This is a genomic window from Pseudofrankia coriaricola, assembly GCF_001854805.1.
Lineage (GTDB): Bacteria > Actinomycetota > Actinomycetes > Frankiales > Frankiaceae > Pseudofrankia.
On sequence record NZ_MBLO01000265.1, the window covers coordinates 24,683 to 44,816 of the forward strand.

The following is a 20,134-nucleotide window of genomic DNA, read 5'->3' on the forward strand; positions in this document are numbered from 1 at the left end:
CGCCAGGTCAAGATCGACAAATGGTGAAGATGGTGCGTACCGGATGAAACGCCTCGTTTACCATTATCGTCGGGGTACCTGAGGCGAACCGAGGAGACGTGGTCGTGCCAGGAGAAGTGCCGCTTCCCTCCCACCTGAGCCCGCGAGGTGGCAGGCGCGGCCGGCCGCGACGCGGGCGGGTTCCCGGTGGTCGGCTCGGCTCCGGGCTGCTGGCGCTGATCTCCGCCGCCATACTGCTGGTCTGCGCCGGAGGATGGGCGCAGTACACCTACGCCAACGGAAACGTGGGCCACGTCCGGCTCGACCTGGGAGGCGATCGACCGCCCACCGAACGCGGTGTGGCGAACTATCTGCTCGTTGGTACGGACAGCCGCGCGGGCACCGGCGACGAGTACGGCGGCTCATCGGTCGTCGGCCAGCGGTCGGACAGCACGATCCTGATCCACATGGCCAAGAACGGGGAAACGACGATGGTCTCGTTCCCACGGGACACCCTCGTCATCATTCCCGAGTACACCGACGCGGCCGGCAAGACTCACAAGTTGCACAAGGGCAGGTTCAACTCGGCCATTTCCGACGGCGGGCCCTCGCTGCTGGTAAAGATGATCGAAAGCCTTACCGGAATGCGGGTCGACCACTACATCTCCGTCGACCTCGCGGGGTTCAAGAAGATCACCGATGCGATCGGCGGTGTCGACGTCTGTGTGCTGCCGTCGGACTTCAAGGACCACTTCAAGGATGACTTTGGTGTGTGGCGGCTGAGCACCAACACCAAGGACTCGATGAGCGGCTGGTCCGGGGGCCCGGGCATCGTGCATGTCAACGGCGAGCAGGCACTGGCGTTCGTCCGCCAGCGGCACGGTTTCCTCGCGGGCGACATCGCCCGGATCAACCGCCAGCAGCAGTTCCTCGGTGCCGTGTTCCGCAAGGCCACCAGCAGCGACGTGCTGACAAATCCGATCAAGTCGACGGCACTGATCAAGGCCGCGACCGATGCGCTCGCCCTCGACGAGAACACCTCGCTCGATGACCTCAAAGACCTCGGCCTGTCGATGAAAGGCATGGCGGCGGGGACGATGCACGTCGAGACGCTGCCGACGCGCTCGCCAGGACTCGCGGACGGCGGAAATCCGGCGAATGGAACGTTGCCTGGCTACGGCGCGGTACTGCTCTACGACCCGGTCGACCTCGCGAAGATCGTCGTCCCGCTGGGCGGGCATGTCGACGGTGTCACTCCCGCTGGCACCACTGCGCCGGCCACGCCGGATCCCGGGGCGACTCCAGGTCCTGTCACGGTTCCGCCCGCGCAGATCAGTCTCGATGTCTACAACGGTTCCACGAGGTCCGGGCTGGCTTCGACGGCGGCGACCGCTCTGACGCGCGAAGGCTTCCGCGTGGGAAGCACCCTCAACGCCGACCCCCGGAACTACACGACGTCGCGGGTGCTCTATGGACCCGGCCAGCAGCAGGCCGCGTGGACCGTGCAGGCGGCGGTCCCCGGCGCGATCACCCGGGCTGACCCGACCATCACCGGGATCCACCTCATTCTCGGCGCCGAGTACACGACGGTCGTCTCCCCGATGACCGCGGGCGCCACGCCTGCCGCCGGCCCGGCACCTGCCGCCCCACAGGGCCCACCGCCACCCCCCAGCTGCACCCTGTAGACCTCGGCGGCGGACGGGCCCGGCCGGGTGGGGAGAGTCTCGCCGACGGCCCCATCCCGGGGCTTGCCGCCGCCGCCCGACCGCACCATCCGGATTCCGATGTGGCGGATGGTGATCTTCCGCAAAGGTGCTGGGTGGCGACCTGTGTCGTGACGCGGCCATGATTCCGCCTCGTCTGCTGGTCGCGACGACGGTTCAACCGCGTTACGGTGTGGTCCCTACCGGCGGTGGACCCTGGCGTGACTCAGACGTGCATGCCGGACTGGGGCGAGCGGAAGGAGTCCGCCATGGCCGACGTTCCCGACGCGCTGTCCGCGGAGCAGATCGCCGACGGGCTGCGCGGGCTGCCCGCGTGGTCGTTCGCGGACGGGACGATCCGCCGCACGGTGACGGCGCCGACTTTCCTGGCCGGCGTCGAGCTGGTCCGGCAGGTCGCCGAGGTGGCCGAGGGCATGAACCACCACCCGGACATCGACATCCGTTGGCGGCGGGTGACGTTCGCGCTCGCGACCCACGACGCCGGTGGCGTCACGTTCCTCGACCTGGAGCAGGCCCGGATCATCGACGGTCTCGCCGCCGAAATCACCGCGGCTGACGGCGCTCGCTGACGGCGCTCGCTGACGACGCCGGCCAGCGGCGCCGGCGGGCGACGCCCGCTGACGGCTGGCACCTCGACGCCCGCCCCGGGAGGGCGAGGACCCGAGAGACGGTGCGCCCGCCGGCCGAGGGGCGTCGTGGACGGGCGGCGACGGTCGCCGGCGATGACCAGCGTCGAACCCTCCATCGCCACTGTATGTGCGCGATCTTCTTCGGCCAGGTGGGCCACCAGTGGGCGGCGTCGTCGGGCAATAACTCGCCGTGCGCGGTCATGGATGGTGTTGTCCCGCTGCTGCTAATGCCAGATGACGTTCCTGAATCGCCGCCGACCGCATCGGTGCATCCACTGCATGTGCGACTACTGTGAACCGTCTGTGCGGAATCTCTTCGCACGGAATCAACTCACGGAATCAACTCGTGGAAACCGGTCGGCCGGACAACGGCCGAGGGGGCCGGCAGCTAGGGGGACGGCATGGGCGCGAGTCCGCGCGAACCGGGGGAGGAGCCCGCCGGGCGGGATTCGGCGCAAGGCCGAATCTACACGGATGTAGAATACAACCGCTACTCCGTTGTAGACAACGGTCTGCGGGATCTCGACCGTACTTATAGTTCCTCCGGGGCCGGCTCGTCGTCGTCATTCGTCGACAGCGGTCTCGAGGATCTCGGTGACTCCGGCGGTTCTTCGGAGCCTTGGCCGCGCACGTCATCGTCCTCGAGCCCGCCGTCATGGCCCGAGCCTGCCGGGCACCCGCGGCGCCGGCGTGCCGCGGCGGCCGGCGGGACGACCCGGCGGCGTGGCTGGACGGGCGGGCGGCTCGACCGGCGGGACACCGCGGCCGGCCGGAGCGGCAAGGGCGGCCAGAGTGACCAGGGCGCCCCGGTCCGCGAGGCCGACCGGGGCGGCGAGGCCCGTGGTGGCATGCGGCCCGGCGGCTACAACCCGGCGCTCGACGGTCTGCGCGCCATCGCGGTTCTGTGCGTGCTCGGCTACCACATGGCGGCGCTGGGCGGCGGCTACCTCGGGGTGGACGTCTTCCTCGTACTGAGCGGCTTCCTGATCACCGGCCTGCTGCTCGCCGAGCGGGACCGGACCGGCGGGATCTCGCTGAAGGCGTTCTACGTCCGGCGCGCCTTCCGCCTGATGCCGGCGTACTACGCGTTCGTCGTGATCGGCGCTGTCCTGGTCGTGCTGCTCAAGACGCGCGCCGACCAGCTCGACTTCCTCGACAACGCCCTCACCTCCCTGCTGTACGTCAACGACTACTTCAGGGTGCTGCGGCCCGACTCCGGCGGTGCCTGGTTCGGGCATGTGTGGTCGCTGTCGCTGGAGGAGCAGTTCTACCTCCTCTGGCCGGTCGCGCTGGTCGCGATCTGCCGCCGCGAGGCACTCGCCCGCCGGCTGCCCGCGATCCTGTTCGGCGGTGCCGTCGTGGTCGCCGTCTGGCGGGCCACGCTCGCCGACCTCGGCGTCTCCGGTAACCGGACCTACTTCGCGCTGGACACCAGGTCGGACAGTCTGCTGATCGGCTGCGCGCTCGCGGCCTGGCTGCGCGCGTCGAGGCTGGAGGCACGGGAGGGCGAACCACACGCGGGTGGCGCCGCCGGTGCTGGTGCCGGCACCAGCGCCGGCGGGCGGGTGCTCGCGCGCATTCTGGCGGCGCTGCCGGTCGCCGGGCCGCTCGCGCTGGCCGCGCTCGCCGTGGCCGTGCTGACCGTGCCCGAGAACGGCGCGCGCACGACGGTCATGGACCGGGGCGGCTTCACCGGCGTCGCGCTGCTCGCCGCGGCGCTGATCCTCGCGCTGGACCAGGGCAGGCCCACGTGGCTCTTCCGGGTGATCGGGTGCCGCCCGCTTGCCTGGCTCGGCCGGATCTCCTACGGCTTCTACCTGTGGCACTTCCCCGTCACCGGGTTCGCGGGCGACAAGCTGGTCGCGCGGCTCGGCCGAGGCCCGGCGACGGTGGTCGCCGGGCTCCTGGCGATCGGCCTCGCCGCGGCGTCGTACTACCTGCTCGAGGGTCCCATCCAGCGCCGGCGACCGAAGTGGGCCTCCGGCCGGTCCGCTCCCGTCCAGACGGCGGGGACAGCGGGGACAGGGGTGCCGGGGGTTCCAGTGGCCCGCCCGGCGTCCGTGGCCATGCCCGTCGGCGAGACGACCGTGCGCCTGTCGAGGCCTGTCGGGCCCGTCCCTGTCTTCAGCGAGACCACCATGCGCCTGCGCCTCCCACGGCGTGGAAACGACGGCCAGGAGCGGTAGGTGACGGTGCGGGCACGGATGCCGGGTGAGCCCACCCACATCCGTGCCTACACACGTTCCGATGCCACCCCGCGTCGGGAGCATGGTCGTCCGTGTCCGCCCTTGTCGTCCTGCTGGTGGGCCTGGCGGCGGGGGTCGCCTTCCGGCGCACCGGTAAGGCCGGCGCGGACACGCAGCACGCGGTCACGTTCTGGGTGCTCAACATCGCGCTCCCCGCGCTCGCGCTGCGGGTGATGCACGAGGTCCGCTTCCCCGGCAGCATCGTCGCCGTCGTCGCGATGCCCTACCTGCTGTTCGCCGTCACGGTCGGCCTCTACCTGGTCATCGCCCGGCCGTTGCGGCTCGGCCGGGAGGCGGTCTACGCGCTCGTCGCCACGACGGCCGTGGCGAACACGTCCTTCGTCGGCATCCCGATGGTGACCGCGTTCTTCGGCGCTGGCGACGTGCCGATCGCCGTCATCGTCGACCAGCTCGGCTCGTTCGTCCTGCTCAGCACCGCCGTGACCACGCTGGTGGCGATCGCGGCGTCCGACAGGACCCGGGTGGCGCCGCGTGAGATCGCCCGCCGGATCCTGATCGCGCCACCGCTGCTCGCTCTGGTCGCCGGGCTCGCGCTGCGGCCCGTCGGCTACCCGGGCTGGCTGACCGAGGTGCTCACCCGGCTGGGCGACACGCTCACCCCGCTGGCGCTGTTCGCGATCGGTCTGCAGGTGGAGGTGAGCGCGGCCCGGCGGTGGTGGCGCGAGCTGGTCATCGGCCTCACGGTGAAGCTGCTGGTCGCGCCGGCGCTCGTGATCGCCGGTTACGCGCTGTTCGGCGCGCTGGGTGACCGGGCGCTGCAGGTCGCGCTGTTCGAGGCGACCATGCCGCCGATGGTCGCCGGCGCCCTGATGGCCTCCCGGCACGACCTGGCGACGCCGCTGCCGAGCATGCTCGTCGGCGTCGGCGTCCCCGTCTCGATCCTCACCTGCGCCGGCTGGTCGTTCCTCCTGCACCTGTAGGCCCACGCCGCTGCCTCGTGTCACAGGCGGCGGGAACCGGCCTGAACAGTGGACGAGCGGAAGGTGACATCTTTGTCCCCCCTGTCCACTGATGCCGCGGGGTGGCGACAATGGCGCCCGCTGCTCCGCGTACGGCGCTTCGAGCTATGGCATCTCGGGCCGGGCGGTGACGGTGCGTCCGGCCGGTCACAGCGCCGCCGGACCCCAGGTGAGGAGGATGCGACGATGGTCGGTGTGTGGCGGGCTCCGGCGCGCATGGCGTTGGCGGCCGGGGCGGCGGGCGTGCTGTTCGTCGGCGCCGCGGCCTGCGGCGGAGGCGACGACGACGGCGCGCCGGCCGCGACGACGAGCGCCCCCGTGGCGGCGACCAGCGCCGCGCCAGCGCCCGCGCCGCTGACCATCCTGGTGACCAACGACGACGGTGTCGGCGGCCCCGGCATCGACGCGGTCGCCAAGGCCCTCGCCGCCCTGCCCGCGGTGACGGTGCAGGTCGTCGCGCCTACCACCAACCAGAGCGGGACGGGCGGCAAGACGTCGCCGCAGCCACCGGCCCACCACGACGCGACCACGGCGAGCGGCACCGCCGCGACCGCCGTCGACGGCTTCCCGGCGGACAGCGTCAACGTCGCCCTCGACACCCTCGGGGTGAAGCCGAACCTGGTCGTGTCCGGCATCAACCAGGGCCAGAACCTGGGCCCGGTCGTCGACCTGTCCGGCACCGTCGGCGCCGCCCGGGCCGCCGCCACCCGCGGGATCCCGTCGATCGCCACGAGCATGGGCCTCGGGTCGACCTACGACTTCACACAGGGCGCCGACCTCGTCGTCGCCTGGGTGACGAAGCACCGCGGCGAGTTCACCGGCACCGGCTCCGGCACGGCGCTGGCCAGCATCCCGAACCTGAACATCCCGAACTGCGGCACCGCCAAGATCCGCGGCGAGCGCGAGCTGCCCACCGAGCCGACGTTGACGGACATGTCCAAGGCCCTCACGAACGGCCAGGACTGCTCGTCGACCGAGACCCCGGCCGACGAGGTCGCCGCCTTCAACGTCGGCTTCGCGACTCTCACCTCCATCCCCGTCAAGCCCGCGTCCTGACCCGCTCAGCAGGAGCGGCGTAGGAAGGTGATGGTGGCCGCGGCCGCCTCGCTGACGTAGGGCTCCGCGTCGTAGAGGTCGATGTGCGACGTCGTGTCGAGCCAGACGATCTCGGCGGTGCCCGGGGTGCCGGCGGTGCCGGCGGGGCCGGCGGCGGTGGTTCGCCTGTGCATCTCGGCGGCGAGCTCGGGGGAGCAGTAGTCGTCGACCCGCCCGTGCACGATGAGCAGCGGCACGCCGGCCAGCAGCGGGGCCGCGCTGAGAGCGTCCAGCGTCATCAGCGAGTGCAGCGAGCCGCGGGTGACCTCGTTGCGCCAGTGCGGTGACGTCGAGCGCGCGGTTCCGTAGTAGGCGTACGGCTCCGGGCCACCCATCGCCGCCTCGCCGCCATCTGGTGCGACCGCCGGGATCGGCTCGTCATAGCCGGCCAGGAACGACGTGAGCGCCGACCGGTAGACGGGCAGCCCCATGCGCTCGGCAAACCACGCCGGGCTGTTGTAGGCGCCGGCGATCCCGGCCACGGCCCGCAGCCGCGGATCGGTCGCCGCCGCGCGGACGGCATAGCCGCCGCCCAGGCACACCCCGACCACCGCCAGCCGCTCCGCGTCGACCTCGGGGCGGGCGGCGAGGAGGTCCACGGCGGCCCGCAGGTCGGCGAGCTTGCCCTGGCTGTCCTCGTGGCCACGGCGCCCGCCGCTCTCGCCGAATCCCCGGTGATCGAACGCGAGCGTCGCGAAACCGGCGGCGGCGAGCCGCTCGGCGTACCGGCCGACGACCTGCTCCTTCACCCCGGTGAACGGACCGGTCAGCACGACGCCGATGGCGCGGGCGCCGGCGGGGTCGGCGTCGTCAGCGGGGAGGCGGAGCTCGCCGACGAGGGGCACGCCCTCGGCGGCGAACTCGACCCGCTCGACGTCGACGCGGGCGGTGTCGGTGGTCTGCACGCTCGGGGTGGAACTCATCGGCGTCCTCGTCTGCGCGGCCGAAGGAATCGGCACGAATAGCAGGGAATCGGCGGACGGGAGCCGCCGCGCCGTCACCGTAGGACGCACCGGGGCGCACGGACCAGACGGAACTTTCAGGTGCCCATGGGCCGGCGCGGGTGGGACCAGGAGCAGTCGGACGTCGACGCCCGCCCACGCCGCCTTTTCCCAGGGTGGTGACCGCGAGATGCTGGGGACCGTTGAGCCCCGGACCCAAGGCGGAGGAGCGGCAATGGCCCTCGTGATCCCGGACGTGCTGGAGGAGTCCTGCGCGACCCGGCAGGCGCTGGAACGGCTCGCGGCGAAGTGGCGGGTGCTGGTTGTCTACGCATTGCTCGCCGGGCCGCAGCGGCACGCCGAGCTACGCCGCCGGCTGCCGGGCATCACCCAGAAGGTGCTGACCGAGACGCTGCGCGGGATGGAGTCGGACGGGCTGGTCGCGCGCACCGTGGTCCGCCAGGCCGCGCCCCAGCACGTCGAGTACGCCCTCACCGACCTCGGTCTGACTCTGCGTGATCCTTTGGCCGCGATCTGCGCGTGGGCGCTGGAACACCCGGCATCGGCTCCAGCTCTGGTTCCGGCCTCGGAGACGGAGCCGGAGACGGGCGTGGCGGCGGCGCGGAGCGGGGAGTCTCGGGTGCTCGCGCACGCGGCTGACGGTCCTGTCGGCCGGGGCTAGGGTGGGTTGGATGCCACGTCTCCGGGGGTTTCGGGCCAGGCGGGTGGCGTCGGATGGTCATCCGGGGGGTGACGTTCGGCCCATTTAGCTGGACGTCCGAAAGTCGGCCTTCCTAAAAAGGAAAATGGACGGCCGGGCCGAGGCCGGCATGAACGAGGGAACCCGGACAGGGCGCGCGAGCGGAGGAGGACTCCTGGTGGACGGCGAGCGGGTCGAGCTGTCGGCGGTCGAACGTTTGGGTGTCGTCGGCTGTGGCCTGATGGGGTCCGGCATCGTCGAGATCGCCGCGCGGGCCGGCGTGGACGTGCTGGTACGCGAGATCGACGCCGGTGCGGTGGAGGCCGGGCGGGCGCGGGTCACCGCGTCGCTGGACCGGGCGGTCAAGCGGGGGAAGCTGTCCGCCGAGGACCGGGACGCGACCTGGGGGCGGGTGGCCTTCACGACCGACCTGGGCGACTTCGGTGACCGGCAGCTGGTCATCGAGGCGATCGCCGAGAACGAGCAGCTCAAGACCGAGATCTTCTCGACTCTCGACAAGGTCATCGCGGCCCCCGAGGCGATCTTCGCGTCGAACACGTCGTCTATCCCGATCATGAAGCTGGGCATGGCGACGAGCCGGCCGGAGCGGGTCATCGGGATCCACTTCTTCAACCCGGTGCCGGTGATGCCGCTCGTCGAGCTGGTCCCGTCGCTGCTGACCGCCGACGCCACCAAGGACAGCGCGCGGGCCTTCGTCACGGGCCCGCTCGGCAAGCAGGTGATCTCGTCGCAGGACCGCGCCGGCTTCGTCGTGAACGCGCTGCTCATCCCGTACCTGCTGTCGGCGATCCGGATGTTCGAGTCCGGCTTCGCCTCGGCCGACGACATCGACAACGGCATGGTGCTCGGCTGTAGCCACCCGATGGGCCCGCTGCGGCTGTCTGACCTGATCGGCCTGGACACCGTCAAGGCTGTCGCCGAGTCGATGTACGACGAGTTCAAGGAGCCGCTGTACTCGTCGCCGCCGCTGCTCGCGCGGATGGTGGACGCTGGCCTGCTCGGCAAGAAGAGTGGCCGCGGTTTCCACGACTACCGCGGCTGACGCGCCGCGCGGCTGGGACCCGGCCGCGGTGGGGAACGCCGTGGCCGGCCTGGGTAGCAGCAGGGTGAAGGCTTCACGAGCGAAGCAGGAAGAAGGCCGAAGGTGGACTCCGGGTTCGATCTGTACCGGCTACCGGACGAGCACATCGCGCTGCGTGAGGCGGTGCGTGACCTCGTCGACAAGGAGATCGTTCCGCACGCGGCGGACGTCGACGAGCACGAGCGCTTCCCTCAGGAGGCGCTCGACGCGCTGAACCGGGCCGGGTTCTCGGCCGTGCACGTCCCGGCCGAGTACGGCGGCGAGGGCGCGGACTCGGTCGCGACCTGCATCGTGATCGAGGAGGTCGCCCGCGGCTGCGCGTCGAGCTCGCTGATCCCGGCGGTGAACAAGCTCGGCACGATGCCGATCCTGCTCGCCGGGTCGGAGGAGCTGAAGAAGCGGGTGCTGCCGTCGGTCGCGGCCGGCGAAGCGATGGTCTCCTACGCCCTGTCCGAGCGGGAGGCCGGCTCGGACACGGCGTCGATGCGGGCCCGGGCCAGCCGGGACGGGTCGGACTGGGTCCTGAGCGGCACCAAGTGCTGGATCACCAACGCCGGCATCTCCACCTGGTACACCGTCATGGTGGTGACCGACCCGGACGCGGCCCGCAAGGTCGACGGGATCTCGGCGTTCGTCGTGCACAAGGACGACCCGGGTTTCGAGGTCGGCTCCAAAGAGCGCAAGCTCGGAATCAAGGGCTCGCCGACCCGGGAGATCCACTTCACCGACTGCCGGATCCCCGGTGACCGGATCATCGGCGCCCCCGGCACCGGCCTGCGCACCGCGCTGGCCACCCTCGACCACACCCGGCCGACGATCGGCGCGCAGGCAGTCGGTATCGCCCAGGGAGCGCTGGACGCCTCGATCGCCTACACCAAGGACCGTAAGCAGTTCGGCCGGCCGATCGCCGACAACCAGGCCGTCGGGTTCATGCTCGCCGACATGGCGATGCGCATCGAGGCGGCGAGGCACATGGTCTACGTCGCCGCCGCCCGGGCTGAGCGCGGCGAGCCGAATCTCGGCTTCATCACCGCCGCCGCGAAGTGCTTCGCCTCCGACACGGCGATGTCCGTGACGACGGATGCCGTCCAGCTGTTCGGCGGCGCCGGTTACACCCGCGACTTCCCCGTCGAGCGCATGATGCGCGACGCCAAGATCACCCAGATCTACGAGGGTACGAACCAGATACAGCGCGTAGTGATGTCGAGGCAGATCCTCAAGGGCTGATCTTCCTGCTGTTTTCGCTGGTCAGAGGCCCCAGGAGTCATCTGGGAGGTCGGCGGCCGGGCTGGGCTCGCTGACTCTGGGTGTCCGGTTTGGTCCGGCTGCCTCCGGTGGTATCCGAGTGTCTGTGGATTTTCCGTGGATTTCTGCGGGACTCGCGCCCTGCATGGTCGCCGGTGCGCCTKGGGACCCGTCGGGTTCCTGCTCGGCGGCGAAGGAGGCGTCGATGAGCCGGAGCGCGCGCTGTTCTTCGCCGACGACGCACTTCGCGTAGACCGTGAGCAGCACGCGAACGCTGTGCCCGGCCCATTCGGCGACCTGGGAGGGTGGCACGCCGGCGTTCAGCCAGCGCGATACGAGGGAGCTCAGTTGACGGAATCCTGATCTGATCGTCCGCGGCCGGACGTGCGGCCGAATCCCTGTGTTGGAGCCGGCCACAGGCCCGCGCGACTTAGCCCATCCGCCAACCGTCGGGTGGATCTACCTTCCTATTCTGATCCATCACCTCCCGGTGACAGGAATCGGTCCTGGATCTCCTTCGCCAGGGCAGGTCGATCGCTTCGTTCAAGAATATGGGCGAATTTCGTCGCGAACACGTTTCTCGCGCCGATCTCATCCGGGAACGCGTGCTCGACTAGCTGTACGGTGAGGGGAATACTCGGACGTGTGCGCGGCTGCCCGTCGCCCGCGCCGCACGATTCATCGGGCCCGTCAGTTTCATCGAGCGCACGCAGCAGTCGGCGAACCGGTTCGATCGTACCGACCGCTTTGCCGAGGTCAGGCTGTTGCGCGAGTTGCCACAGCAGAGCGTCCCGAGGGTTCGTCCACACCCGCTTGCCGAGGTGATCGAGCTTGGCATCTGCCAGATCGACCTCCACTCTCCAGGCGGATAGGCTGCGCCACCGCTCGGTGGTGTCCTTCTCGACCCGCATCTGCACGTCCTCTACTCGCACGTCCGACACCCTGCCGCCGGGGTGGGTCGGGATGGTCCCGCGCAACCTCATCGTGACCAGTTCAGCCACCAGGGCGGGATCTCCAACGGTCACCACCTTCGCGGCCTCACGGGCTCGATCGAGTACCAGGTCACGGACGAGAAGTTCGTCCGACCCAAAGCGTGGGCCAGGAGGTGCCTGCCATCGCGCGGTGTACGAGAGCACGAACGAGAAACCCGGCGTCGCGCTGGATACCGCGTCGACGAACCGCTCGTTCTGGTCAGACCGTTCGGCGGGGATCACGGCTGGTGGTGGTAGGACCGGAGGGATCGCTGCCGGCTGCGTCGCGGTCACTCGGGACCAGCCGTACAGCGTGGCCGCGAGAGCCGCGCCCGCGAAGAGCAGCATCCAGCGGGGCATACCGATGAGCACGGTGATCACGAGGCACAGGGAGACAGTCACGCCGGCGACAGGCAACCAGCGCCCGTACCGGTGTCGCTCCATCAAGAAGATCATTCCTCCGCCCTTCCGACGGTCGAAGTTCCGCCTTGGTGCGCGGGCACGGATCCGGTTAGCAGTTCGTCGGACTGCGCAATCCGTTCCAGCAGCTGGAAATGGGCGCGGTTACGGGCCAGCGAATTCCCGGTCACGGAGCCGCGTGTGGCGGCCAGCGCGAGGGCCGACAGCCGATTCTGCAGGTCGACGCGCCGCCCACACGCGGCCGCCAGGATATCGAGGATTTGACTCGAAGAGGATGTACTCGCTGAGGTGAGCCAGTCTGCCAGCCGTGCGGTCAGCGCACCGCTGTCCGTCCTCTGTTCGAGAGCCACCCGCCAAGCCCCGGCCAGACCGTCAAACGTCGTGATCGCTGGTCGTGGTTCGTTAGTGTCGAGCCCCGGGCCGAGATTCGAGGCTCCGCTGAAGATCTCCGGATATGCGCTGGTAAGCCGGTCGACGCTGGCCAGCTCGAGGAAAACTCTGATGGCATTCCGGCAACGCCGCTCGCGCCGGCCGATCGGCGACGGCTCCTCGCCGTCGGTAGGATCGTCCACCGATGGTCTGTCCGCAAGAAGCCGCAGCACGCGGGTCAGCACGAGGCGGTGGCGATCCTCCTTTGCCGCGAGGTCTAGGAGAGCCTTCACAGCGACGTCCCCGACCGCTTGCTGCTCATGGCCGAGGAAATGCATCAGGCGGGTGGTCGCCAACTCCGGGCGGGACAGCCCCAGCGGATCTAGACAGAGCGCGATGACCGTCCTTGCGCCGTCGAACGTCAGACGTGAGCCCTGCGACCATTCATAGAACGCACTGCGGACTTGCGAGCCGATCGCCTCGTCATCGAGACCGAGTCGAAGTATCCAAGCTGCGGCGGCGATATGTGCCGGGTTGGAGACCTTCATCCAGCGCATGCTCAACCGCAGCAGGTCGTCGACGGCTGCGCTGGCGAGCATCTGTTCGGCGATTCGATTCGCCAGTAGTGTCGCCGCCGCCCGGCCGTCTCGCTGCCTCCGGGCGAGCCCGTGGGCCAGACCGTCGAACCACGTGAGATAGACGTCGACTAGGTGGGGGTGCTGGGTCCAGAAGTAGCGTCGGGCGGCGACGCCGTACATAGGCTGCGCGAATCGCACCTGGCTTGTCCGGGCTACCGAGGCGTTACTCGCGACAGCGCCGACGGAACTCAGCCACGAGTCCAGATCCTCCCGCTCAAACGGATGTGGCTCCCTGCTTGGTGAGTCGGCGGGGCCACAGATCCGGATCAGCTCCCATTCGGCGAGGGCGATCACCGGGGCGGTGGATCCCTCCAGCATCGCGACACTGGCCAGGCGGATCCGCCATGCCGTCTCGTTTTCTTGAGTAGGGCGCATCTGCTCCGCGAAGCTGTGGAAAATGGCGACCTCGTTCCCGGTCACCGCGTCGAGGGCCAACGGCAGCCACTTCGACGGACTTGAGCTCTCCCCGCGCGTTACACCGAGCGGGCGAGGTGCGCCCTGTGCGAGACGGCTGACCATCTCAGTGGGGAGTCCCTCGAGGCGGCCTTCCTGATCGGCACTCCGCAGATCCGACTCCGACAGATCGACACCATCGGCTCGTAGATGACGTGCCAGCACCGCTACCGGGTCCGGCCGGCCGATCCTGACATGGCAGATGCCGAGCTCCATGGGGAGGACTTGCAGGATGCGTTTTGACACCACGATGGCGAGCCACGCGGGCCGGGCAGCGACGGCGACGGCGAGATCGAGCAGCCGTTCCGTGTCTTTGCGCCGCAGAGCCCCAGCCGTTCGCGACAGGTCGAGCCGTAGCCGCTCGCCCGGCTCGATCTCATCGGAGCTCGGCCATGAGCCGCCGCCATCCCGGAGGTCCTCGGGAGTCGCCAAGTCCCGAATGATCTCCGTGGATGAGGCGGCAGGGTGCCGCAGTGGCAGGTCGCCGTCATCAACGTCACCCTGGACGTGAGCCTTTCCGCCCACGTCCGTGTGGTCCGCATTCGTTCTGTCGGCCGCCGTGACGGACCATAGCGCCATCGTTGCGGCCGCGAGCCGTCCGCTCCCGGCCTCGCCGGTCAGTAGAACCACGCGATGTTTCCTGAGTGTCGCGACCGCCTCCTCGTACCTGTCTGGAGGCGCGAACCGCAGCGACAACCAGCGTATGTCCCGCGTCCGGGAAACTTGCTGGCGGTTACCCAGCCTCTGGAGGAAACCGTCCCGTGCCTCCGACATGAGGATAGCGAAGGTCGGCTGATTGATGAGACTTCCGATATTTCCGCCGTTGACGGTAGTGTTATTCTGTGTGCCCTGTTCTTGAACGACCCCCCGATTGTCGCCGCCGAAGACGGGTCCCGCCTGGCCGACGTCGCCGACGCCGGCCATTCTGATTGACGCGCGTTCGCCCAGGTCGGCATCGATGGCGTCGCTGTCGGCATCATCGAGGGAACCATCGCTATCTGAGGCACCGCGGTCACCTCCGTCGTATGATTGCTCGCCGACAAACCCATCGCCACCTCGCGAGTAGTCGCCGCCGAACGCGCCAGGGTCGCCATCGCCGTACAGCAAGGCCCCGACGTCATCTTGGTCATCCTGCGCACTGGGTCTTTCGCGGTGGTCGGTTTCTTGGGGCGCTGGGTCGTCGGATTCGGCCGGGCTCGTCATTGGCTGTTCTCTTCGTGACCGTTGGCACCGCGAGTCGTGTCCTGGCTTTCAGCGGCATGGGCCCCGCCCACGTCGCGTGCTTCGCGGGCAGGCTGGGTGTCACCCTCATAGATGCTGCCGGCCACGGTGTTACCGGAGGTGACGTCACGGACGGTGCTGCCAGCGACGTAGGCGCCCACCGGGCCGGCGAGATGAGGACCGGAGGTGAGGGAGCCGTGATTGTCACCGCCGAACACGGTCGAGGCGCTGCCGACGTTGCCGACCCCTCCGACACGGACATCCCGAGGCGCGCCTGTTCGACCAGCTCGACTACTCCCTGCCGTCGGCCCACCCGGGCTGCCGTCGCCGCGATCGGGTCGGGGGAAGGCCTGCGGGTTCGCGGGTTCGTACGGCGCACTGCCAAAGCCCTCCGCGAGCAGCCGGCCGGAGGTCCGGGGCACGTGCAGGTAAGCGATGTCCCGGTACGTCTTGACCTCGACCGGCACCCGATGGAACAGGCTGTCGGGCATTGCCGCATAGCCCGTCAGGACCGCGTCCTCGTACACACGGGCCGAAATAATGGCCGCGACGTGGGTCGCCGACGGGTCGGAGCGCTCCAGCAGCGCACGTACGGGTGCGGCGTCAAGCAGCCGATGGGTGGCGACCCGCGCGGCGCCGCTGCCGTCCGAAGCCTGGTTGCGACCGGAGTCCGTGACAGGCCCGAGGTTGACGCTCACCCGCATCCGCAACGGTTGCCCGGCCCCCGAACGGTGGGCGCCCCGATGGTTACGGTCGGTAAGTTCGTTTTCCAACGCCATAAGAAAGGGGTTGAGGAGAAACGGCGTGAGGGTCGGATCATAGCCACGAAGCCAGCCGTCACCGCTGGCCTGGTCGAACCGGTCCGCGTCGACGAGGTGACCGAGGTCGCCGCGGCAGAGCGCGTCGTTGAGAATGTCGGGAATTGCTGCGGTCAGCGCCTCGTGGTCGACGCCACGCCGACCACCGAAGTCTTTGATGTCGACCGCCAGCATGACCGCATAGGGCGGCAGGGCGCGCGGGCGGCCCGGGGTTGGTGAGCTGAGATCCGGAAGCAGTGTCACGCCGTTCCTCCACGTCGAGGCGAACCGTTGTAGGCAGCCTCGACGTCGGCTTCCTCGCGAATTGTCCAACCGTGGACAATCCGGCTGTGTCCTGAATCACCGATCGAATCGCTGGCCAGGGTCGGATTCGAGCCATCGGGCGACGCTCTGCCTGCTACGCGAGGTGTGGTCGGCGGCGAATGACCATCGTCAGCCTGTCTGCCATGCACCCGGAGGATTCAGGGTGCGTCCGCCCTATCCATCCAGCCTGTCCGCTTGATCGGAGGCGACACGGCGTAGGGCGACCGGATCCGTGACCAGGATGCGGGGGCCGGACCCCAGCGCACCGGCCGTTCGCAGCCGCCGCAGATTCTCGGCGACGGTGCTGCGAGCGAGTCCGAGCGCGGCCGCGATACCCGCCTGAGAGAACGGGATGCGCCGCGGGTCGGCGAGCTCCAGACCGGCGAGTTCGAATGTCTCCACCAGGAGCCATGCGATCCGTTGCCCGGCCGGCTGCAGAGTCACGCGTGCCTGGTCCTGCACAGACTGAGCGATGCGGTCGAGCAGGTACTCGGTGAACACCCCGAGCGCGTCGTGCTCATCGAGAAATCGCGTGAACGTCGCCGTCTCGATCCGGTGCGCGACGCACCGGTCGAGTGCCTCCACCGACGCCGTCCGTCGACGGCCGGCACGCCACGCTCCGCTGCCTCTGGTCCGATCGGAGAACATCGTGTCGCGGGCGGCCTGCGTCCGCTGTGCCGGTGGCCGCTGCGCGGTCGCCCGCTCCGCCGGTACGTCACCCCTCTGCCCAACTCGGCGATTCCGTTCGGGTGACCAGGCGGCGACCTCGCCGACGACGTCCCCGTCGCCACGGATGGCGACCAGGACCTCCGAACCGTCCGGGCTTCCATGGAGGACCTTCACTCGACCTTGCGTGAGGACGAGCAGATGCGTTCCCAAATCCCCTTGACGAAGGAGCAGGCTCCTCGGCGTGTACGCACGTCGGACGCCCCGTTCCAGTAACGCCGACCATCGGTTGGCGCCAAGAAGGGCACACAACCCGCGCGGTTCCAGAGCACGCGCCTGACTCATCTGGCGGGTGTATCAAGCAGACGCCTTCTGGCCACGATTCCATCGTCCTCCCGATTTGTTCACGCGATGACCGGATCCACTATGCCGCATACGAGCAGATTTTCCCCGGAAATGGCCTTTCGCCCGAATGGCGACTAACATCGGACAGGGAACACCTGGGCGGGGCGATCGGGCTGGCGATTTCGACCTCGCCACCCTCCGCGGCACCCGTCGCTGGACGATCGAGTCTCTGCGCGTGCCCGACGCCTCGCTCGGTGCGAGGCCCTCGGCCCGTACCCCGCTCGGCCAGGTCGGATCCGTGCGACGCCCTGTTCGTAGTCAAGATCGGCCGCTGGCGTGGGCGATCTGCTGAACAGGCCTTCTCGCGTGGGCGTCGGTTGCGGTGCTCGGTTGCTACTGTTCGGTGTTCGGTATTGACCGAACACCGAACGAGGTGAACGCTGGTACCTATGGACACGGAGGCCCTGGTGGTCGACGCCCTTCTTCAACTCGGGGTCGAGGCCCGGCCACCGGGCACCGGCGCTGATGGTGGGGTCGATCTCGTGGTCGATCCGGCCGGTGTCGCGGTTCCGGTCGAGCTCAAGCGCCTGTCGCTGGTCTCCGAAGGCATCGCCACGCAGCTGCTCGCGGCCAGCCGCACACCCAGTGGTTCGGGTGGCCCTGTCCTGATGGTCGTTGCCGACCGGGTGACCGAGGCGGCGCGGAAGCTGCTGATCGAGCAGCGGGCTGGTTACTACGACCTCCGCGGCCGGATCGCGCTTCGTTCCATCAGCCTCGTGATCGACGCCGAGGTCTCTCCGATGGTGACAAACGGCGAGCGGTCGCAGGGCCTGAGCGGCAAAGCCGGGCTGGAGGTCGGGGTCGAGTTGCTGATGGAGCCGCGCGCGGGCGTCGTCGTCCGGGAGTTGGCACGCCGGCTCGGCCGGTCCGCCAGCACCGTGTCGCAGGTGCTCGCGGCGCTCCGACGTGATCATCTTGTCGACGCCACGAACACGGTGACGGACTCGCGGCTGTTCTGGCAACTGGCCGAGCGCTGGCCGACAGGACGCACCTACCTCGCCAGCCCTCCCGATCCTGGTGACACGACAGGCGTCGGCAAAGCCCTGCGGTTTGGGCTCCACAACGGGGAGGACGAGACGGGGTGGGCGTTGACCGACACGGCCGCCGCTGTCGCGTACGGCGCTCCCGTCGCTGTTCGCGCCGACCAGATGCCCGACTTCTTCATCCCGGATCACGCGGTATTGCGGCGCGCGACCACGCTCCTTGGTAGCGCCACGACCCCAGCCCAGGCGCAGGCCGCGGTGCGGGTCGCTCCCGTGGCGGCTGCCTGCGCTCGTCGCGTCGAGCTGCTGCCCGATCGGTGGCGGTGGCCGCTCGCGCACCCGCTGTTCGTCGCCCTCGACCTGGCACAGGATGAGGGTCGTGGGCGCGAGATCCTTGACGCCTGGCTGCCAGACCCGAGGTGGGCGCGTGTCTGGTAGCCGGGTCGCTTTCCTGGGTGACGCCATGGCCGGGGTCGTCCAGGCCGTCGAGGAAGTGCGCACGCTCATCGGCCAGCCACCGGTCGTCGTCGGCGGACTGGCGGTGCTGTGCCGGCTCTCGACCACGCACCGAGCGACGGTCGACCTCGACGTCGTGGACCGGCTCTGTGGGACGGCCCCGCATCTGGAGGTGCTCCGCGCGGTCGCGGGCGCGAAGGCGGTAGAGCCCGCTGGCGTGCTGCTGCCCACTCCGTATGGCCAGGTCAAGGTGGACGTGCTGGAGGTACGGCAGGTCGAGCTCGACCAGCCGAGCGACGATCCCGGAGACCGCCTGCACGCCGCCGCGCACGCCTGGGCGAACGACACCGCCACCGAGATCGCCATCGAAGTGATCCGGTCGACCGGTGATCGCGTCGAGGTAACCACGCTTGTCGCCGAGCCCGGTCCGATCATCGCGATGAAGCTCCAGGCGGTGATGAACCGCCCCGCGAAGAAGCAAGGCACCGACCTGCTGGACATCCTCCGACTCGCGCTCGACGACACGGCGCGCGCGGTCGCTCTGGCCCAGCTCGCCACCTGTGACGCGTCAACCGCCGCTGACATCGCTCTTCACGTCGATCTTTGGCTCGTCCGCCGCCGGGACCAGGCCATCCAACGGATCCACGGCGCGGGCGGCCGAGACCTCACGATCGACGACATCGATCTCGTCGCCGAACTCCTTCTCGACGCCTGCGAACGCCCTTAGCGCAGCCGGAGTGTCAAGTCAACTTGACACTCCCGCGCGAGACGGCTCGCGCGCTGTTCGTCCGGGACCGGCGATCGACTGGCTACGGCGGGCTCCTCACAGGCCCTTCTCGTGCGGGCGCCCCCGTTGTGGTGCCCCGTGATGGCCGCCGTTCGCTGTTCGGTATTGACCGAACAGCGAACGGGGTAGGGCCTCCGCGAGGACCGATTTGCGGCGATGTCATCTGTGATGGCATTCGTGATGACCTCTGTGATGACTGGCGCGTCCACGTGGTCGGTGCCTCGGTGCCTCGGTGGCGAGGGCTGGTTGAACTCGGCCCGATCGCGACCTACCTCGACGCGCGGTACCTCATGGAGACTCCGGTGCCGTCGGGCGGGACGAGCGCCTTGTGGGGATCAACGGCCGGCCGGCCATCCAGGCGGCCAGTGCCTCCCGGTCGACCAAGCGCAGGCCGTTCCTGCGGCCGAAGTCGGCCGCCGCGTCGCTGAACCATCCCGACGTCACGAGGACCGCGTGGTCGGCGTGATGCTCGGACCAGGCGCAGCCGTTGAACTCACGTACCTCCCGCGGCGCGACCGTCCGGCTCCGGTAGCGCTTGCACTGCACGACAACCCGCTCGCCGCGCAATGTCCGACCGACCACGTCGGCGCCACGGTCGTTCGCGCCGCCGACCACCCGCACCGCCACCAGGCCGTCGCGAACCAGCAGGTCCGCGACGTGCTGCTCGAACTCGGAGGGACTCATCCCGTCGACCGCGGCGACATCTTTGAGCTGCCGGGTGCGCCACACCCGCAGCCAGCGGGCCGCGGCAAGGCCGGCGAGAACGAGAAGCAGTACGGCGAGCAGCCACCAGCCCAGCGCCCTTGCCCCCGCGCCGATCAGGAGAAACCCGACGACCCCGAGCGCGATCCCACCCCAGGTCTGTTGGCCGCGGGTCCGGCGCCGGCTCCGCCGGCGTCGCCTGGCTCGGACGTATGCCGGGCGGCGGGAAGGGCTACGTCGTCCTGACACGACAGCCAGGATGAGACAATTTGCTTCACAGCTGTGCGCCTTTTGCGATAAG

At 69.5% G+C, this 20,134-nt stretch carries 16 protein-coding genes; 10 read left to right on the forward strand and 6 right to left on the reverse strand.

The window, feature by feature from the left end; genetic code table 11:
• Positions 1-104 precede the first annotated feature (104 nt).
• From BCD48_RS40750 to BCD48_RS40770, 5 genes are all read left to right on the forward strand, one after another.
• Positions 105-1,664, forward strand: coding sequence for an LCP family protein (locus BCD48_RS40750; protein ID WP_071053807.1), 1,560 nt, complete (start codon positions 105-107; stop codon positions 1,662-1,664).
• 287 nt (positions 1,665-1,951) lie between these two features.
• Complete coding sequence (locus BCD48_RS40755; protein ID WP_071053808.1) at positions 1,952-2,272, forward strand: 4a-hydroxytetrahydrobiopterin dehydratase; 321 nt, start codon at positions 1,952-1,954, stop codon at positions 2,270-2,272.
• Between the two features lie 461 nt (positions 2,273-2,733).
• Entirely contained in the window at positions 2,734-4,518 is a 1,785-nt protein-coding gene (locus BCD48_RS40760) for an acyltransferase family protein (RefSeq protein WP_071053753.1), read from the forward strand.
• A gap of 92 nt (positions 4,519-4,610) precedes the next feature.
• A complete protein-coding gene (locus BCD48_RS40765; RefSeq protein WP_071053754.1) occupies positions 4,611-5,519 on the forward strand; it encodes an AEC family transporter in 909 nt (302 codons plus the stop codon).
• Between the two features lie 225 nt (positions 5,520-5,744).
• Complete coding sequence (locus BCD48_RS40770) at positions 5,745-6,614, forward strand: 5'/3'-nucleotidase SurE (protein ID WP_083419969.1); 870 nt, start codon at positions 5,745-5,747, stop codon at positions 6,612-6,614.
• Positions 6,615-6,619: 5 nt separating this feature from the next.
• Here BCD48_RS40770 and BCD48_RS40775 read toward each other — a convergent pair whose 3' ends face one another.
• Positions 6,620-7,576, reverse strand: coding sequence for an alpha/beta hydrolase (locus tag BCD48_RS40775; protein WP_071053755.1), 957 nt, complete (start codon positions 7,574-7,576; stop codon positions 6,620-6,622).
• Between the two features lie 253 nt (positions 7,577-7,829).
• Between BCD48_RS40775 and BCD48_RS40780 the strand changes: the two genes are divergently transcribed.
• The 3 genes from BCD48_RS40780 to BCD48_RS40790 all read left to right on the forward strand — a co-directional run bounded on the left by BCD48_RS40780 (position 7,830) and on the right by BCD48_RS40790 (position 10,623).
• A complete protein-coding gene (locus tag BCD48_RS40780) occupies positions 7,830-8,276 on the forward strand; it encodes a winged helix-turn-helix transcriptional regulator (RefSeq protein ID WP_071053756.1) in 447 nt (148 codons plus the stop codon).
• A 259-nt stretch (positions 8,277-8,535) separates the two neighbouring features.
• Positions 8,536-9,357, forward strand: a complete 822-nt coding sequence (locus BCD48_RS40785) for a 3-hydroxybutyryl-CoA dehydrogenase (protein WP_241842379.1) — start codon at positions 8,536-8,538, stop codon at positions 9,355-9,357.
• Between the two features lie 102 nt (positions 9,358-9,459).
• On the forward strand, positions 9,460-10,623 hold the full coding sequence (locus tag BCD48_RS40790) for an acyl-CoA dehydrogenase family protein (protein WP_071053757.1): 1,164 nt from the start codon (positions 9,460-9,462) through the stop codon (positions 10,621-10,623).
• A 485-nt stretch (positions 10,624-11,108) separates the two neighbouring features.
• Here BCD48_RS40790 and BCD48_RS40795 read toward each other — a convergent pair whose 3' ends face one another.
• From BCD48_RS40795 to BCD48_RS40810, 4 genes are all read right to left on the reverse strand, one after another.
• Positions 11,109-12,068: a hypothetical protein gene (locus BCD48_RS40795; protein ID WP_071053758.1), complete on the reverse strand. Its 960-nt coding sequence runs from the start codon at positions 12,066-12,068 to the stop codon at positions 11,109-11,111.
• Positions 12,065-14,695, reverse strand: coding sequence for a hypothetical protein (locus tag BCD48_RS40800; RefSeq protein WP_071053759.1), 2,631 nt, complete (start codon positions 14,693-14,695; stop codon positions 12,065-12,067). Before BCD48_RS40800 ends, BCD48_RS40795 begins: the two co-directional genes overlap by 4 nt.
• Positions 14,692-15,705, reverse strand: a complete 1,014-nt coding sequence (locus BCD48_RS40805) for a hypothetical protein (protein ID WP_131804217.1) — start codon at positions 15,703-15,705, stop codon at positions 14,692-14,694. Before BCD48_RS40805 ends, BCD48_RS40800 begins: the two co-directional genes overlap by 4 nt.
• A 303-nt stretch (positions 15,706-16,008) precedes the next feature.
• Positions 16,009-16,845 carry a Crp/Fnr family transcriptional regulator gene (locus BCD48_RS40810; RefSeq protein ID WP_083419970.1) on the reverse strand — a complete coding sequence of 279 codons (837 nt, stop codon included), beginning with the start codon at positions 16,843-16,845 and terminating at the stop codon, positions 16,009-16,011.
• Between the two features lie 449 nt (positions 16,846-17,294).
• Between BCD48_RS40810 and BCD48_RS40815 the strand changes: the two genes are divergently transcribed.
• Together BCD48_RS40815 and BCD48_RS40820 are read left to right on the forward strand one after the other, a co-directional pair.
• Positions 17,295-18,326: a helix-turn-helix domain-containing protein gene (locus BCD48_RS40815; protein WP_071053762.1), complete on the forward strand. Its 1,032-nt coding sequence runs from the start codon at positions 17,295-17,297 to the stop codon at positions 18,324-18,326.
• Positions 18,316-19,071, forward strand: coding sequence for a nucleotidyl transferase AbiEii/AbiGii toxin family protein (locus BCD48_RS40820; protein ID WP_198543594.1), 756 nt, complete (start codon positions 18,316-18,318; stop codon positions 19,069-19,071). Before BCD48_RS40815 ends, BCD48_RS40820 begins: the two co-directional genes overlap by 11 nt.
• A 348-nt stretch (positions 19,072-19,419) precedes the next feature.
• Here BCD48_RS40820 and BCD48_RS40825 read toward each other — a convergent pair whose 3' ends face one another.
• Positions 19,420-20,082, reverse strand: coding sequence for a restriction endonuclease (locus tag BCD48_RS40825; RefSeq protein WP_083419971.1), 663 nt, complete (start codon positions 20,080-20,082; stop codon positions 19,420-19,422).
• Positions 20,083-20,134: the final 52 nt, after the last annotated feature.